An 18082-nucleotide genomic window follows, 5' to 3' on the forward strand; every position below is an offset into this window, starting at 1 on the left:
TAATGTCAGGAAGTGAGGTGTATTATGACTATAGAAGAAAGAGCAGAAAAGGCAGCAGCTCTAAAGGCTGCCGGACAGTGTAACTGCGCCCAGGCGGTGCTTAGAGTATTTGAGGATCAGATATCTGTCTCTGATCAGGAGCTTATGAAGCTAGCGGCCGGCTTTGCGGCAGGAATGGGATGTATGGAGTCCACTTGCGGGGCGCTTATAGGAGCTGTGATGGTAGCCGGAGCCCTTACTGACGGACGGGGGACTGCTGCCCATGCCAGAAATATGCTATCGGATTTTCGGACCAGCTCCGGGGCTCTTGTCTGCAAGGACCTGAAGGGCCTTGAGACAGGAAAAGCCCTCTGCGAATGCCCGGACTGTGTGAGAAATGCGGTCCTTGCATTAGGCAGAGAGCTTAATATAGCTTAGATATTGAAGCTTCCGACTGTACGGCTCAGGCTGTCTGACTGATTCTTCATGCTGCTTGCAGCTGATACTACAGTCGCACTGCCAGCCGACATGGCCTGGAGGTTTTCGTTTATGTTCTCTACTCCCTCAGAAAGCTGGGTTTGGATCTCTGATATGGTGCTGATCGAGCTTGTGATATTCGTAATGCTTGCCGAGAGTTCCTCGCTTGTGGCACCGAGTGTTCCGGAGACGTCGTTGTAGTAGCGGGCATCGTTTGTATAGGAATCGGCAAGGTCGGAGAACTTATTGTAGTCCGGTATTACATTGTCATTTATGAAATCAAGTATGGCCTGGCTCTTTGCCGAAAGGGTATTGACTCCGTTCAGGACATTTTCTATTATCTCATTTATCTTTTCTATCTCTGTGCTGGTGTTCTGCGACAGATGCTGTATCTGCTCAGCCACGACAGCAAATCCAAGACCAGCCTCACCGGCTCTGGCTGCCTCTATCGAGGCATTCAGTGAGAGAAGGTTGGTCTGATCAGAGATATCGCTTATGCTCTCACTGATCGATACAATATCGTTTATGGAGCGGGCACCCTCTATTGCGTCAGCAAGCTCTTTGCGGCTGGTCTCTGTGATTGATATGGTATTGTCACGGCTCTTTAGAAGCTCTGCGACTATCTTATCTACCTTCTCGATGACCTTTGCAGAATTCTCTGCCATATCACTTGCCTTCTGGGCCAGGTCGCCGACACCAGACTCGACCTCCCGGCAGGCTGAATCGATAGCCTGGATCTTGGCGGTCTGCTCATCTACGCTTGCAGCTGTCTCTTCCATCGTGGCGGAGATCTCGGTGATGCTGTCGTTCATCCTTCCGATCTGTCCTGTCGTATTGTCAACGCTTCCTCCTATATCCCTTGCTATAGCGGAGGTCTGCTTTATTGTCCCTATGAATCTGGTCTTCATCTCGTCCGCGAGATACTTTATCTCCTCGGTCTCTGTCTTCATATGAGGCATCTTGTTTTTTCCGACAACAGCCTCCTTTATGAAATCCATAAAGCCACTTACCGGCTTCAGATTCCTGCTTATCACTATATTCATCACTATCACTGTAATGATTATCGAGATAACTGAGATCAGGCAGGCTATTGCTATAAGCTCAATCACAGAGGAGATAAGGATCCTGTCTGACTGGGTCACGCAGAAGGTAAAGCCATCATCCTTTAGAGTATATGATGAAAGAAATACATTTCCTTTGCCTGAATTATACTCTCCTAAGGTGCCCTTTTCGATCAGTCCCGTGATATTTCCAGATGCCTTCTCATTGACATCCTTAGGGACTGAGATCGCTCCATTTTCATAACGGCACATATAGTTGTTGTTCTTGTCGAGAAGGAATGCGTTTTCTCCGTCCTTGAAATTGATACTCTTAAGGACGCTGTCCTGCTTGCTGAGTGCGAAGTCCTCAGCTATAACGCCTGCTGTATTACCCTGGGTATTCTTTATCTGACAGGAAATAGTGATAAGCAGCTGCCCCGTAGATGCGTCTACATAAGGATCAGATACTGCGACCTTGCTGCCGCTGTTTGCGGCGTCCTTGTACCATTGACGGTCTACGACCTTGAAATCTGAAGGAAGCTTTTCCTCACTGCCTGTCATCATAAAGACTGTATTATCAGAGTAGGCGATATAAAGATCTGTTACCATATCACCAAGCTCACCATTGTAGCTGCGGATAACTGACTTCATCTTCTCCTTATCTTCCAGCAGATCATAGGCCTCGGTGCTTTCTGCGACTCCCTTTACAAAGGTCTTCTGGCTGTTGATCAGGGACTCAAGCTTGGATCCGCTGTATTCTGCCTGCATCTTCACTTCTTTTCTGAAGAGTGCAGCCTTTGAAAAGTTTGCGATCGTGGTCAGGATCGAAGCAAGTAGCAGAAGCACGATCACATTCAAAAGGATCACTGTCCGCGTGATCCGGGATTTGATGGTCAGGGTTTTCCCGTTCCCCCTTTTTACGTTCGTTTCCATAAGGTTACCTCCTTTGGATAATTATGCATTTACTTAAAAAACAGGATACTATATTTTAGCCAGAGTGTAAAGAGGCCGAAAGCACAGAGACGAGAACGAGCGTAAGCGAAGTTCGAGTCCTGTGCGAGGCCGTTCTGCGAGATTAGCGAAAGCAAGCCGCAGGCGCAGCTTGAGCTTAACGAGCAGAACTACCTTAGCCGAAAGCCTGTAGGTGAGAACGAGTCGAAGACGAAGTTCGAGCTTAACGAAGACAGCTTCCTTGTTAATGAGAGCAAGCCAAAGGCGCAGCTCGAGGCCGAAAGCATAGAGATGAAGACGAGCGATAGCGAAGTCTGAATCCTATGCGAGGCCGTTCTTTGAGATTAATGAGAGCGAGCCAAAGGCGAAGCTCGAATTTAGCGAAAAGAACTTCCTTAGCAGAATAGGTGCGAGGTGCAAGGGGTCAGGCTCTAGGACCCAGGCGTTAGGCTAGACGAATAAATATTAGCAAATTGTAGCAATTTTATACATTATAAGATCAACTGACCTGATCTGTGATTTATTTTTCCAGTGCTGCTGGAATCGGACGTTCCTTGCCTGTGTATTCGCTTACGTCGATACGGATCACTGTGACGATCGAGGCCATTTTTTCATTGAATGAAAAGTCCTCACCGGTCTGGGTCTTCATAAGCAGGGAAAGCGAGCGTTCTTTTTCTGCAACATCATCTACTATGACGGCCCTGCCCTGACCGCAGATGGACTTATAGATCATTCCGTACTGGCAGGCCACCTTGCCGGCGAAAAGCTGGGTGTCGCATTCCATTGAAAAGGAGACGCGTGGATTCTTTCTTATCACATCGAGCTTGTAGCCGGCCTTGGCGCAGTGAAGATAGAGAGTGAGCCCTCCATCGTCTGTCATCTCATATCCGTAGTTCATGGGGATCACGTATGGCATACCGTCATCTGAAAGGGCAATGTGTATGACCTTAGCAGTATCCAGTATATACCTGAGCTTGTTTTTATCAGTTATCTCTCTTTCTCTTCTTGTCATAGTAACCGTCCTTTCTTTACCAGATATTTTATCACACATGTCTCCTGGTTAACAGGAGGGAATTGTCTTTTCACTGAATTATGTTAGAATGTCTTTAACATAAAAGGATCAAATCGCTGGATGTCTGCTTGTGAAATGTTTTCGGATCAAATTGTTTAGGAGTACGGTATCTGGCTGGAGGACATAGGTATATAAAATGTATTCATTTTTGCTGGCAGTCATCTATCTGATATTTATAAGCCTGGGGCTGCCGGATTCCCTGCTTGGATCCGGCTGGCCGGCCATGCATACGGCGTTTGGAGTGCCATCGTCCTATGCAGGATATGTATCGATGGCTATCTCATTTATGACGATAATATCAGCGCTTTTAAGCCCGGGACTTCTGAAACGGCTTCATACCAGATGGATAGTTATCATTTCAATAGCTCTTACAGTGATGGGACTTTTGGGTTTCTCATTTTCATCAGAATACTGGATGCTCTTTATCTTTGCCATACCATATGGTCTGGGAGCCGGTGCGATAGACGCATCAGTGAATCACTATGTGGCAAATAATTATTCAGGAGCGGTGATGAATTTTCTCCACTGCTTCTATGGAGTGGGAGCGGTGATAAGCCCTAACATAATGGCACTTGCTCTAAGTAAGGCCAGATGGAACGAAGGATACATATGGACCGCCTTTATACAGCTCGGGATACTTTTAGTCTGCATCATCTCACTTCCTCTCTGGAAGAAAAATGAAAACGGCGAAGAGGATAAGGAGGAGGGAGCCGGTATCAGGGAGGCCATCAGGGTCTCTGGTGTGATCCCTACACTGATAGCTTTTTTTGCCTACTGCTCAGGAGAGGCAACCTGCTTTCTATGGACATCAAGCTATTTCGCAGCTACAAGGGATGGGCTTAGTAAGAGCATGGTAGCTTCATTCGGCTCGCTTGTATTTGGAGGCCTGATGATCGGGAGACTGATCTCCGGCTTTGTCTCAAACAGGCTTGGAGACCGGCTTCTGATCAGGATCGGAATATCGGTAGAGCTTATCGGAATATTCATAGTAATGCTTCCGCTGAAAAGCTATATTCCGGCGGCAGCAGGCTTTGTCCTGATAGGAACTGGCATGGGACCGGTCTATCCGGCCATACAGCATATGGCGCCATATAACTTTGGAAAAAGAAACAGTGCAGCAGTGATTAGCCTTCAGATGGCCTCGGCATATGTAGGAAGTACCTTTATGCCTATGGTATTCGGCAATCTCTCCCGCATCGCCGGAATCGGGATAATGCCTTTTTATCTGCTTGCCTTTGCAGCGCTTAATATGGTCATGCTTGAGAGGACCTATGCCATACTTAGGAAAAGGAAAGCCTGATCAGTTAAGTAATAAAGATATTTCTCCGAAATAGAAATAAGAGAGATTTTTCGGAGGAAGAGAATGCAGATAGAGGATCTTTTATTAAAAAACAGCTCTGACAAAAAGACCGGCATGGCCGCAGAGCTTTTATCAGATACAAAGAATACAGACGAGACAGTAGGGACGACAGGCACAGGTCTTGATGGTGCCAGGGTGAAGGTGGAGAAGGGAGACAAGGTCTTTCGTGCGCCTGTCTATAATAAAAAGGAGATAAGGACAGCCGCTCAGGCCTATGAGAAGCAGGCTAAGGCAGGATCCTCTGAGAAGAATATAAAGGATCAGATGATCCTTGCTGCCCATACCATGTCAAAGAAGGACTACAAGGCCATGATGGAAAATGGCTTTGACCCGGCCGATACGGATTCAAAGACATTTGTGACAATAGCCGATAAGATAAGGATATCGATGGCAAAGGCCGGCAAGGATATGTCTATCACCGGCAAGGTTAAAAGGGCAGCTGTTGAGGCGGTCTCGGGTTCGACTGCTGAGGCAAACGGAATAGAGGAAGCTTTGAAGAAGACAAGCGGCGATTCGGCTTTGCAGGCTGTGCCTAAGCAGAGCCAGGCAGCAGATGTAAACGCTGCTGTTGACAGGACACTTGAATCCCTTTCTAAGGAGGATCTGCCTGTTAGCTCCTCTACAGCATCCGAGGTGAGGGAGGCGGCCTCAATGATATCCCAGCTTCCAGATACCATAAGCGCAGAAAGCAGCATCTATCTGATAAAAAACGAGCTTGATCCGACACTTGATAATGTGATAAGGGCAGCATATGCCGGGAATACTGACCTCTCTTATGATGCTTCCATTTCAGACAGCGACATAAAGGAGCTTCTGCCACAGATCAGCGGAATAATAGAAGGCGCAGGCCTCCTTGCAGATGGGTCCCAGATCGATAATGCAGTATTACTGTTGAAAAATGGAGTAGATCTGACTTCAGAAAACATAAAATTATTTAATGATCTAAACGGCAAGAAGACCATGGATCAAGGCGACCTGCCATGTGCTGTGACCGACACTGTAAAAGAAGGAAAGAGGATAAGCGACATGATGGCGGTAAGCGGCTTTTCGGCTATGGATAAGGCAAGGGATGCCATGCAGACTATAAATGCAGCGGACCCGGACGATGCTTCTCGTATTGTGCTTTCTGGAAAGACCCTTACCATTGCGAATCTGAAGGCATCAATGACAGCCGGATCAGAGGAGCAGCCGCTAGCCAGCGGTCAGGATGCTGCTCTAAAGGTTGTGACTGCCCAGAGGCAGCTTGAGGAGACCAGGCTCCTTATGACTACAGAGGCGAATTTCGACCTGATAAAGCGTGGAGTATCAATAGATACGACGGCTCTTTCTGATCTGGTAGAGAAGCTTAAGGAGCGGGAGAGATCGCTGGGAGAGGTTCTCTTTCCTGATGATGATAAGGCGGCCCAGATATTTGACTATACGACAGAGGCCGTAGGTCAGGCTGGGAATGCTCCTGCAGCCCTTATTTCCTCGTTCAAAAGATATGATGATATTTTTTCGGAAACTCTTACGGACCTGTCTGATAAGGCCACAGGCATTACAGGTCTGAGCAGATATATAAAAGCAGAAAAGCTTTATCAGAAGCTTTCAACGCTGCCGGATCAGATGTATGGAGATACAGTCGAAAAGGCATTTTCTGATATAGATCAGATTCTTGAGGATAATGGCCTTGAGGCTTCTCTGAATAATCGGAGGGCTGTGAGGATCCTTGTCTATAACAACAGGGAGGTAAATGCAGACAGCATAGAGCAGGTAAGGACTGCCGATGAGAAGGTGCAGAGAGTCTTTGGCAATATGACTCCGGGCGTCGTGATGAAAATGGTAAAGCACGGCGAAAACCCGCTTCAGATGTCCATGGATGAGCTCTATGACAAGACTGAGCAGATAAAAAAGGTCATGGCCTCAAGCGGATCACAGGCTGATAAAGATGCAGAGGATTTCGCGGAATTCCTGTGGAAGGCAGAACAGAGCGGAAAGGTCACGGATGAGGAGTCCCAGTCATTTATCGGACTCTACAGGCTGATGCACCAGATCGACGAGACGGACGGAGCACCTATAGGAGCCCTGCTGGCTCAGGGAGCTGACATCACTATGCAGAATCTGATGATGGCTGTCCGTTCTGAAAAGTATGCCGGACATGACTATGTGATAGATGACAGCTTTGAGGCACCTAATTCCCATATCACGAATTCGATCACTGATCAGATAGGAGCTGCCTACAGGAGCAGATGGGCACAGATCCTTTCTGACAGGGAAAGAAACCAGGTCGAGTATCAGACCATGAGGACCCGTGACGCAAAGGCTCTTATGACACCTGACAGGCTTTCGGCTATAGGAGGAGAGGAGGCCTATTTTCCTATGTCGCCGGATGAGCTTGCAAGTGCGCTTGAGGCAGAGGGGCCTGAAGAGGAGAATACAGAATACCAGCAGAGACAGGCTGAGATCGAACAGGCGCTTACAGAGACAGGTCAGGATAGCTACAGGCTTATAAGCTATGCTGGAATCCCTGATTCTCCTTTGAATCTGGCAGCCATAAACCAGATGCTAAGTAGTCACAGGCTTTTTTATACAAGGCTTTATGGAGAAAACGGCAGGAAGACTCAGGGCTTACTTTCACAGAGTATGGCTGATGGGGAACAGATGACTCTTGATGATGGCTGGGAAAAGCTGATCGAGGACTTTTCAGAGGCCATGGATTCTCCGGAGGAGCTGGCCCGTGCCGAGAAGGAACTTTATGATACAGCTGAGAATGTTCTGAGGAAATCACTTGCCGACGATGCATCAGCAGGTCGGATCGATATCAGGCTCATCCAGCAGTCAGTGAGACAGCTTTCCATGATGAAGGAGCTTTCGGAAAAAAAAGAGGAATATGCAATACCTGTAATGGTCGGTGATGAACTGGGCAATATGAATGTCCGGATCGTCCGCGGCAGTGATGAGAAAAAGGGACTTATTGATCTGGCTATGGATTCTGATACTACCGGAGAGGTCTATGCCCGCTTTAAGACTACAGAGGATGGCGGCATCGAGGGCAGGATAAGGACTGACCGCAGAGAAAGCCGCGAGACTCTTAGTGAAAACCTCGGAAGCCTGGCTGCAAGGATACAGGAGAAGCTGAAGGGAACACGGGTATCGCTCGTAGCCGAATATGACCGGGGCGTAAATGCAGCTGCTGTTCTTACCAATACAGATGATCCGGGCTTTGAGACCTCGGATGAGAGGACCAGTCGGGTCCAGACGAAGACACTGTATTCAGTTGCGAGAAGCTTCGTCGAGACAGTAGGAGAGCTGTTCTAAAGGAAGTAAGGTTTCTATGGAAAAAAGCACCAGAAGGGTTATTGTGGCGCTGATCGCAGTGTCAGCGCTTATTTATGCTGTACAGATTGCTGTTTTTCATGATGTGAGGACTACAGCTTTCTATTTCCTACAGGATATGGCCTTTATGCCGATTACTATAGCCATTGCTACTATAGTGGTAGGAGAGATCATAAGCTTACGGGAGAAAAGGGAGAGACTTGAGAAGACCCAGATGCTTACGAGTTCTTTTTTTACAGGGATCGGAGCATATCTTCTGAAGGAGATCATAAGGATGACTGATACCGATCAGTTCATCACTGAGGTCGTGCGTGGCAGCTCATACGATAAAAGGCAGGAAAAGGAGATCCTTGACCGGATAAGAAAAATGGACCTGACTGTACATATAGACAGGGAGGGCTATGACAGGATAAGGCAGATCATCCGGGAAAATCAGACCAATATTTTTATAATCGCATCGAATCCGCTTGTAATAGAGCATGAGGCCTTTACAGATATGCTCTGGGGGATCTTTCATCTGATGGACGAGTACCGGCTGAGAGGTGATTGGGATGATCTTTCGGCTCAGGATATAGAACATTTCGATCAGGATTTCGAAAGAATACTAAGAGCTATGCTGATAAACTGGGTCAGGGATGTTCGCTATCTGCGGGAGAATTTCCCTGACTTCTATGCGGTGGCAGGAAAAAAGATAGGGAGCCTGTAATTAAAGACACGTGATCCATATTGTAATTTGTGATGATGCGGTTGAAAAAAATCCTGATTCTGATATGATGGAAAGGGTATAGGGCGAGATCATCTGGATATTTCAGGAAGGATTTTATGATAGATAGATACGGGTTTGTAAAGAGGATAAAGAGGCATCTGGCTATATCATGTGCTGTGGCGGTGGGCTTTTCACAGGCCATGACCCTGGCAGATGCGACGGAGAGCAGGAGCAGCTCATACAGCAGCATGTATATAAGGACCGGGGACAAGGCAACTGATATGGTAAATATTGCTCTGGCCCAGCAGGGAAGGACAAAGGCTGACTTCGGTTACACTGAGTCCTGGTGCGCCGACTTTGTATGCGATTGTGCGGCCCTTGCCGGAGCGTCTGATGCAGTTCCTTTCAATGGGAAGGTATCTTCTCTTTATAATTCCGTTATAGCTGCCGGCGGAGGAGAGGTCTCATCGCCCGAGAAGGGAGATCTGGTATTCTATTACTGTACTGTTGACGGCTTTGTCCATGTGGGCATCATGGCCGATCAGACCAGGTCGATAGAGGGGAACTATACCAGCAAGGTCACTGTGGTAAGCGGGGTCTATAAGGACACCCATGGACATTCCCTGGCTAATGGCACTGTGATGAGAAGGTTCGTAAGACCGGCATATAATGGAGCAGTGACGCCGGCTCCGGATACAGATAAGAATAATACAGACGACAATTCTAATAAGAATAATTCAGATAAAAAGGCAGATAACAGCAAGAAGGACAATAGCAGCAAAAAGGATACAGACAAGAAGGACAATAGCAGCAAAAAGGATACAGATAAGAAGGACAATAGCAGCAAAAAGGATACAGACAAGAAGGACAACAGCAGCAAAAAGGATACAGACAAGAAGGACAATAGCAGCAAAAAGGATACAGATAAGAAGGACAATAGCAGTAAAAAGGATACGGACAAGAAGCTTGTGTTTTCAAAAAAAGGCGCAGGTGATTATCAGATAGCCACAGAAAGCACGCCACTTACCCTCAGGAAGACTCCTGGTAAATCGGGAAATCCGCTTATTGGTATCCCAAAGGATATGGTCATTGCTGTGACGAAGACCAGTGGATCAAAGAGCGATGACTGGGCTTATACCTCCTATAAAGGTATCAAGGGATATGTGTCAATGGATTTCCTGAAAAGGGTGAAGGCTCCGAAGAAGGGAGATTCCATAGCATATGAGGATGCGCTCTATTCAGTTATCTCAGTATCAGGAAAGAAGGTAAAGGCTGCATATAAGAAAAATACAGATGCAAAGGCTACATCTGCTGTTATACCGGACAGCTTCATAAGAGGAAGCTATACCTATACGGTTACCTCGATAAGGAGCAAGGCGTTTTCCGCCTCAGGGAAGCTTGACAGTGTAGAGATAAGATCAGAAAGCATAACAAGCATTTCAAAGAATGCCTTCAAGGGTCTGGATAAAAAAACTATTATCAAAGTTCCTGAAAAGAAGCTTTCCAAGTACAAAAAGCTGATAAAGAGATCAGGGGCTAAGCTGGAGGTCAGTAAGAAAGCGTAAGGAATAGAAGAGTCTTTATCTGTCAAGTGAAGTCAGCCTTTTACTGATCTCTACCTCCTCTCCCTGATCTGAGGGCTGATAGAAGTGCGTTCCCTGGACTGAGTCAGGAAGATACTGCTGCTTTACATAGTGACCAGGGAAATCATGTGGATATTTGTAACCTATGCCGTGACCGAGCTTTGCGGCGCCGGAATAGTGTGAATCTCTCAGATAGGCGGGTTCCTGATCGGTAATTGTGCTCTTTACATTGTCCATTGCTGCATAGATGGCATTAGTGCAGCTGTTGGACTTAGGAGCACATGCAACATATATAGCGGCCTGTGAGAGGATAAGCTGGCTTTCAGGCATACCGACGCGCTCCACCTCCAGAGCGGCAGAGGAAGCCACGACCATAGCCATAGGATCAGCATTCCCTACATCCTCAGAGGCACATATCATGATCCTTCTGGCAATGAATTTCACATCCTCTCCGGCAGTAAGCATCTTGGCAAGATAATATACAGCGGCGTCAGGATCTGATCCACGCATGCTTTTGATGAAGGCAGAGATCGTATCATAATGACCATCACCATTCTTGTCATAGCCTATGACTCTCTTCTGTATGCATTCCTGTGCTACGTCCATAGTGATATGGATCAGACCATCTCTGTCAGGATCTGTAGTCACTGCGGCCAGCTCCAGCGCATTCAGTGCCCGGCGGGCATCACCGTTTGCCATATCGGCGAGAAAATCAATGGCATCCGGATCGGCTTCTATATTCAGCCGGCCAAGACCTCGGGTCTGGTCGGAAAGAGCACGGGAAAGAACTGCCTTGATATTCTCAGGGGTCAGTGGATGCAGTTCAAAAATGATAGAACGTGACAGAAGGGCAGAATTCACCTCGAAATAAGGATTCTCAGTAGTAGCGCCGATCAGTATGACAGTTCCGTCCTCGACAAAGGGAAGCAGATAGTCCTGCTGTCCCTTGTTGAAGCGGTGGATCTCATCGATGAAGAGGATGGTACGCCGTCCATACATACCTAGAGTATCCTTGGCCCGTGCGACGACCTCCTCCATATCCTTCTTCCCTGATGATGTGGCGTTTATCTGCATGAATTCAGAGCTAGTCGTATTGGCAATCACACGCGCTATAGTAGTCTTTCCTGTGCCGGGAGGGCCGTAAAAGATAACAGAGGACAGCTTGTCAGCTCTGATGGCGCGGTAGAGCATCTTATTATGCCCCAGGATGTCATCCTGTCCCACTATCTCATCGAGTGTCTTAGGCCGCATACGCTCAGCAAGAGGCGCCTCGCTTTTCTTATTTTCATTTGCCATATAGTCAAACAGATCCATTGCAGCTCCTTTAAGAATTCTTTTTAGATATTCTATCACAAACTTTTGTTTTGTGGTAGAATAGGATTTATATCCGATGAAAATATTTTTTGCAGAAAGGAGATAGAATGGCTGATATATATGTGGCGAGTGACAGCCGGTATGACAGAATGAAATACAACCGGGTAGGCAGGAGCGGACTGCTTTTTCCGGCCGTATCGCTGGGCTTCTGGCATAATTTTGGCAGCATAGGCGATTTCGGGAACATGAGACAGATGATGCGGACTGCCTTTGATCTGGGTATCACGCAGTTCGATCTGGCAAATAATTACGGACCGGAGTATGGAAGGGCGGAGATAAATGCCGGCAGGATCCTTCATGAGGACTTCATGCCCTACCGTGATGAGCTCATCATCACGACAAAGGCCGGATTCGATATGTGGCCGGGACCATATGGAGATCACGGCAGCAGGAAGTATCTGATCGCGAGCATCGATCAGTCGCTTAAGAGACTGGGACTTCCTTATGTGGATATATTCTATCATCACAGGCCGGATCCGGATACACCGCTTGAGGAGACCATGGAGGCCCTGCTTCAGATAGTAAGGAGCGGAAAGGCTATCTATGCTGGTATTTCAAACTATAATGCCGAGCAGACCAGGGCAGCAGTCAAGATAGCGAGGAAGATCCATCTGCCTCTTGTCGTGAACCAGAGACGCTATTCCATCTTTGACAGAAAAATAGAAAGGGAGGGCCTTATGGACACCGCAGATGAGGAGGGTCTTGGGATCATAGCCTTCTCGCCGCTGGCGCAGGGGCTCTTAAGTGACAGATATTTAAACGGCATCCCGGCAGACAGCAGGATAGGCCATGACCCAAGGTATCTCCACAGGGAAGACCTGACAGAGAAGAAGCTTACAGCTATTAGGGCACTGGATCAGATGGCCGGGGAGAGAGGACAGTCTCTTGCTGATATGTCGCTTGCCTGGGCACTAAAGAATCCGGCAGTGGCTTCAGTCATCATCGGGGCATCTAAGCCTGAGCAGATAAGAGACAATGTGAACTTCCTGCAGAATGACACATTTACAGATGATGAGCTTAAGAGGATAGATGAGATCACAAAGGATATTTGAGGAAAGGCAAAGGAATGGGAAAAAGAATAGGATTCATTGGCGCAGGCAATATGGGATCGGCAATGCTTGCCGGTATACTTGGGGCAGGACTTGCCAGAGCAGATGAGGTGATCGCCTCGGTAAGGAGTGAGGAGACAGCCGGCAGGATAAGGGATAAGTACGGGATCGAGGTGACCCATGACAATAGAAGAGCAGCAGAGGCATCGATAGTCTTTCTTGCAGTAAAGCCGGCCCAGCTCCCTGGAGTCTGTGATGAGATAAGAGAGACGATAGGGGATCAGCTGATCATTTCTGTGGCAGCAGGCTTTGATCTGAAAAAGCTTCATGCCGCACTTGGACAAGATGCTCATATCATACGTTCGATGCCTAATACACCGGCCATGGCAGGAGAGGCAATGAGTGCGTTATGCACAGATGATAAGGTAAACGATCAGGAGAAGACGACAGCGGTCAGGCTGTTTGAGAGCTTTGGGAAGGCAGAGCTTGTGGCCGAGGATCTGATGGATGCCGTGACAGGAGTTTCAGGATCATCTCCGGCCTTTATCTATATGATAATAGAGGCAATGGCTGATGCTGCCGTTGCAGAGGGAATGCCGCGCCGCCAGGCCTATGTGTTTGCTGCCCAGTCCGTGCTTGGCTCCGCAAAGATGGTACTTGAGACAGGAAAGCATCCGGGCGAGCTAAAGGATGCTGTTACATCTCCGGCAGGTACTACTATAGAGGGATGCGCTGCTCTGGAGAGAGACGGGATGAGGGCGGCAATGATCGACGCTGTCCGTACTGCAGCCAGGAAATCAAGGGAGATGTCCGGAAAATAATAAACAGAATGGCTGTTTGGAGGCCCTGGATTGTGCATAGTGCACAAACCGGGACCTCTATTTTTGTGAACTATTTTGGAAGAAAATGATTGATAAAGACAGAATATCGTGCTAATATTTGAAATGTAATGAAGGGTTGTGATAGGAATTGAAGGATTATAGAAAGGACAGTGGATACAGTGCTTACAGAAGAGAGACTTTCGAGGATACTCTCGCTGGTAGAGACAAAGGGCTCAGTGAGTATTGCAGATCTGCTTGAGGAGCTAGGAACCAGCGAGTCGACTGTAAGACGTGATCTCGACCAGCTCGACAGCGAGGGGAGGCTTACCAGAGTAAGGGGCGGTGCGATCGCTAAGGAGAACAGGCGGCTGCTGCGCGATGATGAGGTAAGCAGGAGAAAGATAAGGATGGTCTCTGAGAAGGAGACCATTGGGTCCATGGCTGCCGGGCTTATAGAGAAGGATGATTTCGTATATATAGATTCAGGCACCACGACAGCTCAGATGCTCGGCCATATATCACAGAAGGAGGCTACATATATCACGAATGGACTAAGCCATGCTATGACTCTCGGTGCACTGGGCTTCAGGGTCTTCGTTCTAGGAGGAGAGTTCAAGAGCACGACTGAGTCGATAGTCGGAGAGGAAGCCGTGGGACTTCTGATGAAGTACAACTTTACCAAGGGCTTCTTCGGTACTAACGGTATCACAGTAAAGGAAGGCTTCACGACACCTGAGCTGAAGGAGGGCATGGTAAAGAAGGCTGCCTTTGAATCGTGCAGACAGAGATTTATCCTTGCAGACAATTCAAAGTTCGGAGTTGTATCTGCGGTAAGCTTCGGGGGATTTTCGGAGGCAGATGTGATAACCGATCATGTGCCGGGGAGCTTCAGAAGATACAGTAACATAAGGATGGCAGAATGAAGGCGGATTCTGCGGATCAGGAGGCAGATCATGATAATGACAGTCACCTTTAATCCCTCGCTTGACTATATAGTAAGCGTAGATGATTTCAGGACAGGACAGGTAAACAGGACTACAAAGGAGCTGCTTTTCCCAGGCGGCAAGGGACTGAATGTGTCTATGGTGCTTAAGAATCTGGGAATGGATTCTGTTGCAGTGGGGTTCATGGCAGGCTTTACCGGCAGGGCCATTGAACAGATGATGGAAAGCCGTGGCATTGATACGAGCTTCATCGAGGTGGAGGAAGGTATCTCAAGGATCAACGTGAAGCTGAGAAGCAGGGAGGAGACAGAGATAAACGGAATGGGACCGGCTATCTCAGCGGAGAATATAGACGAGCTCTATAAGAAGCTTGATGCGCTATCAAGGGATGATATCTTAGTCCTTGCCGGATCAATCCCTTCAGTCATGCCTGAGTCCATGTATATGGATATCATGAAGTATCTTAAGGGACGGGGAGTCAGGATAATAGTGGATGCGACAAGGGATTTGCTCGTGAATGTGCTTCCTCTGCATCCATTCCTGATAAAGCCGAATAATCACGAGCTGGGTGAGATCTTCGGGGTCAGGCTTGAGACAAAGGAGGAGGTGATCCCCTATGCCAGAAAGATGCAGGAAAAGGGAGCGGAGAATGTCCTTATTTCTATGGCAGGACAGGGGGCTTTGCTTATAGACGGGGACGGAAGGGTCACCGAGTCGGATCCGCCAAAGGGCAAGGTCAGAAACTCGGTCGGAGCCGGAGACTCCATGGTGGCCGGATTCATTTACGGCTATCTGACCAGTGGAGGGGATTTTGAAAGGGCGTTTTATACAGGACTTTGTACAGGAAGCGCTTCGGCGTTTTCAGATGATCTGGCCACGAGGCCGGAGGTTGTATCCCTGCTCGATCAGCTGGGAAAAGGAGGTATATTATGAGGGTAAAGGATCTGCTTTCGCCGGAATGCATAGAGCTTTCCGGAAAGGCTTCTGACAAGGCAGATGTGATCAGACAGATGGTCGACCTGATGGTCCGCCGCGGCAATATCAGCGACAGAGAGGCCTATGAAAAAGGAGTATTTGCAAGAGAGGAGGAATCTACTACAGGTATAGGAGACGGTATAGCGATTCCTCACTGCAAGTCAGATGCGGTAAAGGCACCGGGGCTTGCAGCAATGGTGCTGCCGGATGGTGTAGAATTTGATGCACTTGACGGTCAGCCGGTACATCTTATTTTTCTTATAGCAGCGCCGAACACAGAGGATAATGTACATCTGGAGGTACTTGCCAGACTTTCAGAGCTTCTTATGGACTCTGATTTCATAGATGCTCTTTTACATGCAGGATCAAAGGAGGAATTCCTTGCAGTGATCGATAAGGCTGAGAGCGGGCGGCAGGAGGCCGATGTGAAAAAGCAGCAGGCGCCGTCAGATCAGAATGACTATGAGGTCCTTGCGGTTACAAGCTGTCCTAACGGAGTGGCTCATACCTATATGGCTGCAGAGGCTCTTGAAAAGGCCGGAAAGAAGCTTGGAGTAAGGATAAAGGTAGAGACCAGAGGAAGCGGCGGAGCAAAGAATGTAGTGACGGACGCTGAGATCGCCGCAGCAAAGGGGATCGTGATCGCAGCTGACGCAAATGTCCCTATGGACCGCTTCGATGGAAAGCCTCTTGTCGAGGCAAGAGTCGCGGACGGGATCCATAAGCCTGAAGAGCTAATAAACCGTGCAAGAAAGGGTGATGCTCCTGTATATCACTCTGCCAAGGGCGTGGGGCATACTGATGATTCTGCAAAGGGCAGCGCCGGACACAAGATATACACAAGCCTTATGGCCGGTGTTTCAGCCATGCTTCCTTTCGTAATAGGCGGCGGTATCCTTACAGCTATAGCCTTCCTTATAGACACTATTCTAGGCTTCGGCACGACAGGAGGATCAAACTTCGGATCCATGGTGCCTCTGTCGGCCTTCTTCAAGTATTCGGGCGGACTGGCAATGAGCCTTATGGTGCCTGTGCTGGCCGGCTTTATAGCTTATTCGATAGCAGACAAGCCGGGACTTGCGGTAGGTTTTCTTGGCGGACTCTTAGCGGCGAACGGAAATGCTCTTGCGGATAATTTCGCGAAGATATGGCCTGATGGACTCGGAGGCTTTCAGGGCTTTATAGACCGCTTTGCCTTCCAGCACAGCGGAAACACAGTATCAGGCTTCCTCGGAGGTATTGCAGTAGGCTTCCTGGCCGGATATATAGTCCTCTGGCTTGAGAAGAGTACAGAGAAGCTTCCTAAGTCAGTTCAGGGAATAAGACCTATGCTCATATATCCGGTGATCGGAATGTTTATAGTGTCTATTATCATGTGCTTCATATTCAACCCTCTGATCGGACTTATAAACACCGGGCTTTCGGACATGCTTACTGCCCTCGGACGTTCAGGAATGGTATGGCTTCTAGGCATGATTCTTGCAGGAATGATGGCTGTTGATATGGGAGGCCCGATCAATAAGGCAGCCTATGTATTCGGCACATTCATGTTGACAAACGCATCAGAGTATTTAAGCAAGGGAGCTCAGCAGTCTGATCCTAAGGTAGCACTCTGCTATATGTCGATGGCAGCCGTGATGATTGGCGGTATGTGCCCTCCTGTAGGAATAGCTATCGCATCGAAGCTTTTCCCGGGCAAGTTTACCAAAACTGAGAAGGAAGGCTTTGTGTCGAATATAGTAATGGGAGCAAGCTTCATAACAGAGGCTGCTATCCCGTTTGCAGCATCTGATCCGGCTCATGTGATCCCGGCGACCTTCTGCGGATCAGCAGTAGCAGGCCTGCTTTCAGCCCTGTTCGGCTGTACACTGATGGCTCCTCACGGAGGTGTCTTCGTAATAGCTACTATAGGCAGATGGCCTCTCTTCCTGCTCGCATGGCTGATCGGATCCTTTGTCACAGCGATCCTTTTGGGAGTGCTCAGGAAGGAAGTAGCAGAAGACAGATAAGGGTAAAACAGTCTTTAAGAAAGAGAGCATATCTGTTATAATATAAGCAATATTGATTCGGAATAGCACAGATTTTCAGGAGGAAATATCATGAAGGAATTCAAGTACACGATCACAGATCCACAGGGTATTCATGCAAGACCGGCAGGCCTTTTCGTAAAGGCAGCTGCCAAGTATCCATGCAAGGTTACTATAGCAAAGGACGGTAAGGAAGTAGATGCTAAGAGGATCCTGGGAGTTATGAGCCTCGGTGTCAAGCAGGGACATGAGGTAACCATCTGCACTGACGGCGAACAGGAGGAAGAGGCCTGCGCTGAGCTGGAGCAGTTCATGAAGGATAATCTTTGATATTTCGGGTGCCGCAGGAAGTGTCGTGACATATGACAGGTCCTGTGGCGCCTTTTTTGTAATAAGACAAAGAGAGGTA

14 protein-coding genes are annotated in these 18082 nt (G+C 48.1%); 11 read left to right on the plus strand and 3 right to left on the minus strand.

Annotated elements, in window-relative coordinates; all coding sequences use genetic code 11:
- The first annotated feature begins 24 nt into the window (after window positions 1-24).
- Window positions 25-417 (plus strand): C-GCAxxG-C-C family protein, encoded by a 393-nt coding sequence (locus tag ACTNCK_RS03605; protein WP_441081014.1) that lies wholly within the window; start codon window positions 25-27, stop codon window positions 415-417.
- Here the strand turns inward: ACTNCK_RS03605 and ACTNCK_RS03610 are convergent.
- Window positions 414-2429 carry a methyl-accepting chemotaxis protein gene (locus ACTNCK_RS03610; RefSeq protein WP_441081015.1) on the minus strand — a complete coding sequence of 672 codons (2016 nt, stop codon included), beginning with the start codon at window positions 2427-2429 and terminating at the stop codon, window positions 414-416. The two genes, ACTNCK_RS03605 and ACTNCK_RS03610, sit on opposite strands and share 4 nt — an antisense overlap.
- A 538-nt stretch (window positions 2430-2967) precedes the next feature.
- Window positions 2968-3459 (minus strand): pyridoxamine 5'-phosphate oxidase family protein, encoded by a 492-nt coding sequence (locus ACTNCK_RS03615; RefSeq protein WP_441081016.1) that lies wholly within the window; start codon window positions 3457-3459, stop codon window positions 2968-2970.
- Between the two features lie 196 nt (window positions 3460-3655).
- Here ACTNCK_RS03615 and ACTNCK_RS03620 point away from each other — a divergent pair, with 196 nt between their 5' ends.
- The 4 genes from ACTNCK_RS03620 to ACTNCK_RS03635 all read left to right on the plus strand — a co-directional run bounded on the left by ACTNCK_RS03620 (window position 3656) and on the right by ACTNCK_RS03635 (window position 10465).
- Entirely contained in the window at window positions 3656-4819 is a 1164-nt protein-coding gene (locus tag ACTNCK_RS03620) for an MFS transporter (protein ID WP_441081017.1), read from the plus strand.
- A gap of 63 nt (window positions 4820-4882) precedes the next feature.
- Entirely contained in the window at window positions 4883-8176 is a 3294-nt protein-coding gene (locus tag ACTNCK_RS03625) for a DUF6240 domain-containing protein (RefSeq protein ID WP_441081018.1), read from the plus strand.
- 16 nt (window positions 8177-8192) lie between these two features.
- Entirely contained in the window at window positions 8193-8900 is a 708-nt protein-coding gene (locus ACTNCK_RS03630; RefSeq protein ID WP_441081019.1) for a hypothetical protein, read from the plus strand.
- 116 nt (window positions 8901-9016) lie between these two features.
- On the plus strand, window positions 9017-10465 hold the full coding sequence (locus ACTNCK_RS03635; protein ID WP_441081020.1) for a hypothetical protein: 1449 nt from the start codon (window positions 9017-9019) through the stop codon (window positions 10463-10465).
- A gap of 15 nt (window positions 10466-10480) precedes the next feature.
- Here the strand turns inward: ACTNCK_RS03635 and ACTNCK_RS03640 are convergent, their stop codons facing one another.
- A complete protein-coding gene (locus ACTNCK_RS03640) occupies window positions 10481-11797 on the minus strand; it encodes a replication-associated recombination protein A (RefSeq protein ID WP_441081021.1) in 1317 nt (438 codons plus the stop codon).
- Window positions 11798-11904: 107 nt separating this feature from the next.
- Between ACTNCK_RS03640 and ACTNCK_RS03645 the strand changes: the two genes are divergently transcribed.
- The 6 genes from ACTNCK_RS03645 to ACTNCK_RS03670 all read left to right on the plus strand — a co-directional run bounded on the left by ACTNCK_RS03645 (window position 11905) and on the right by ACTNCK_RS03670 (window position 18003).
- Entirely contained in the window at window positions 11905-12909 is a 1005-nt protein-coding gene (locus ACTNCK_RS03645; protein ID WP_441081022.1) for an aldo/keto reductase, read from the plus strand.
- A 14-nt stretch (window positions 12910-12923) separates the two neighbouring features.
- A complete protein-coding gene (gene proC, locus ACTNCK_RS03650) occupies window positions 12924-13727 on the plus strand; it encodes a pyrroline-5-carboxylate reductase (protein ID WP_441081023.1) in 804 nt (267 codons plus the stop codon).
- A 170-nt stretch (window positions 13728-13897) separates the two neighbouring features.
- Window positions 13898-14650: a DeoR/GlpR family DNA-binding transcription regulator gene (locus ACTNCK_RS03655; RefSeq protein WP_441081024.1), complete on the plus strand. Its 753-nt coding sequence runs from the start codon at window positions 13898-13900 to the stop codon at window positions 14648-14650.
- Window positions 14651-14680: 30 nt separating this feature from the next.
- Window positions 14681-15604, plus strand: coding sequence for a 1-phosphofructokinase (gene pfkB / locus ACTNCK_RS03660; RefSeq protein ID WP_441081025.1), 924 nt, complete (start codon window positions 14681-14683; stop codon window positions 15602-15604).
- Window positions 15601-17655, plus strand: a complete 2055-nt coding sequence (locus ACTNCK_RS03665; protein ID WP_441081026.1) for a PTS fructose transporter subunit IIABC — start codon at window positions 15601-15603, stop codon at window positions 17653-17655. The genes pfkB and ACTNCK_RS03665 overlap by 4 nt, the downstream gene beginning before the upstream one ends.
- 90 nt (window positions 17656-17745) lie before the next feature.
- Entirely contained in the window at window positions 17746-18003 is a 258-nt protein-coding gene (locus ACTNCK_RS03670; protein ID WP_441081027.1) for an HPr family phosphocarrier protein, read from the plus strand.
- The last annotated feature ends 79 nt before the right edge of the window (window positions 18004-18082 follow it).

The organism is Candidatus Weimeria sp. HCP3S3_B5 (assembly GCF_052064335.1).
Lineage (GTDB): Bacteria > Bacillota > Clostridia > Lachnospirales > Lachnospiraceae > Weimeria.

Bases quoted from the DNA above. Each gene is read 5' to 3' on its own strand.
- ACTNCK_RS03605 (WP_441081014.1), top strand. From the start codon at position 25: ATGACTATAGAAGAAAGAGCAGAAAAGGCAGCAGCTCTAAAGGCTGCC.
- ACTNCK_RS03610 (WP_441081015.1), bottom strand. From the start codon at position 2,429: ATGGAAACGAACGTAAAAAGGGGGAACGGGAAAACCCTGACCATCAAA.
- ACTNCK_RS03615 (WP_441081016.1), bottom strand. From the start codon at position 3,459: ATGACAAGAAGAGAAAGAGAGATAACTGATAAAAACAAGCTCAGGTAT.
- ACTNCK_RS03620 (WP_441081017.1), top strand. From the start codon at position 3,656: ATGTATTCATTTTTGCTGGCAGTCATCTATCTGATATTTATAAGCCTG.
- ACTNCK_RS03625 (WP_441081018.1), top strand. From the start codon at position 4,883: ATGCAGATAGAGGATCTTTTATTAAAAAACAGCTCTGACAAAAAGACC.
- ACTNCK_RS03630 (WP_441081019.1), top strand. From the start codon at position 8,193: ATGGAAAAAAGCACCAGAAGGGTTATTGTGGCGCTGATCGCAGTGTCA.
- ACTNCK_RS03635 (WP_441081020.1), top strand. From the start codon at position 9,017: ATGATAGATAGATACGGGTTTGTAAAGAGGATAAAGAGGCATCTGGCT.
- ACTNCK_RS03640 (WP_441081021.1), bottom strand. From the start codon at position 11,797: ATGGATCTGTTTGACTATATGGCAAATGAAAATAAGAAAAGCGAGGCG.
- ACTNCK_RS03645 (WP_441081022.1), top strand. From the start codon at position 11,905: ATGGCTGATATATATGTGGCGAGTGACAGCCGGTATGACAGAATGAAA.
- proC (WP_441081023.1), top strand. From the start codon at position 12,924: ATGGGAAAAAGAATAGGATTCATTGGCGCAGGCAATATGGGATCGGCA.
- pfkB (WP_441081025.1), top strand. From the start codon at position 14,681: ATGATAATGACAGTCACCTTTAATCCCTCGCTTGACTATATAGTAAGC.
- ACTNCK_RS03665 (WP_441081026.1), top strand. From the start codon at position 15,601: ATGAGGGTAAAGGATCTGCTTTCGCCGGAATGCATAGAGCTTTCCGGA.
- ACTNCK_RS03670 (WP_441081027.1), top strand. From the start codon at position 17,746: ATGAAGGAATTCAAGTACACGATCACAGATCCACAGGGTATTCATGCA.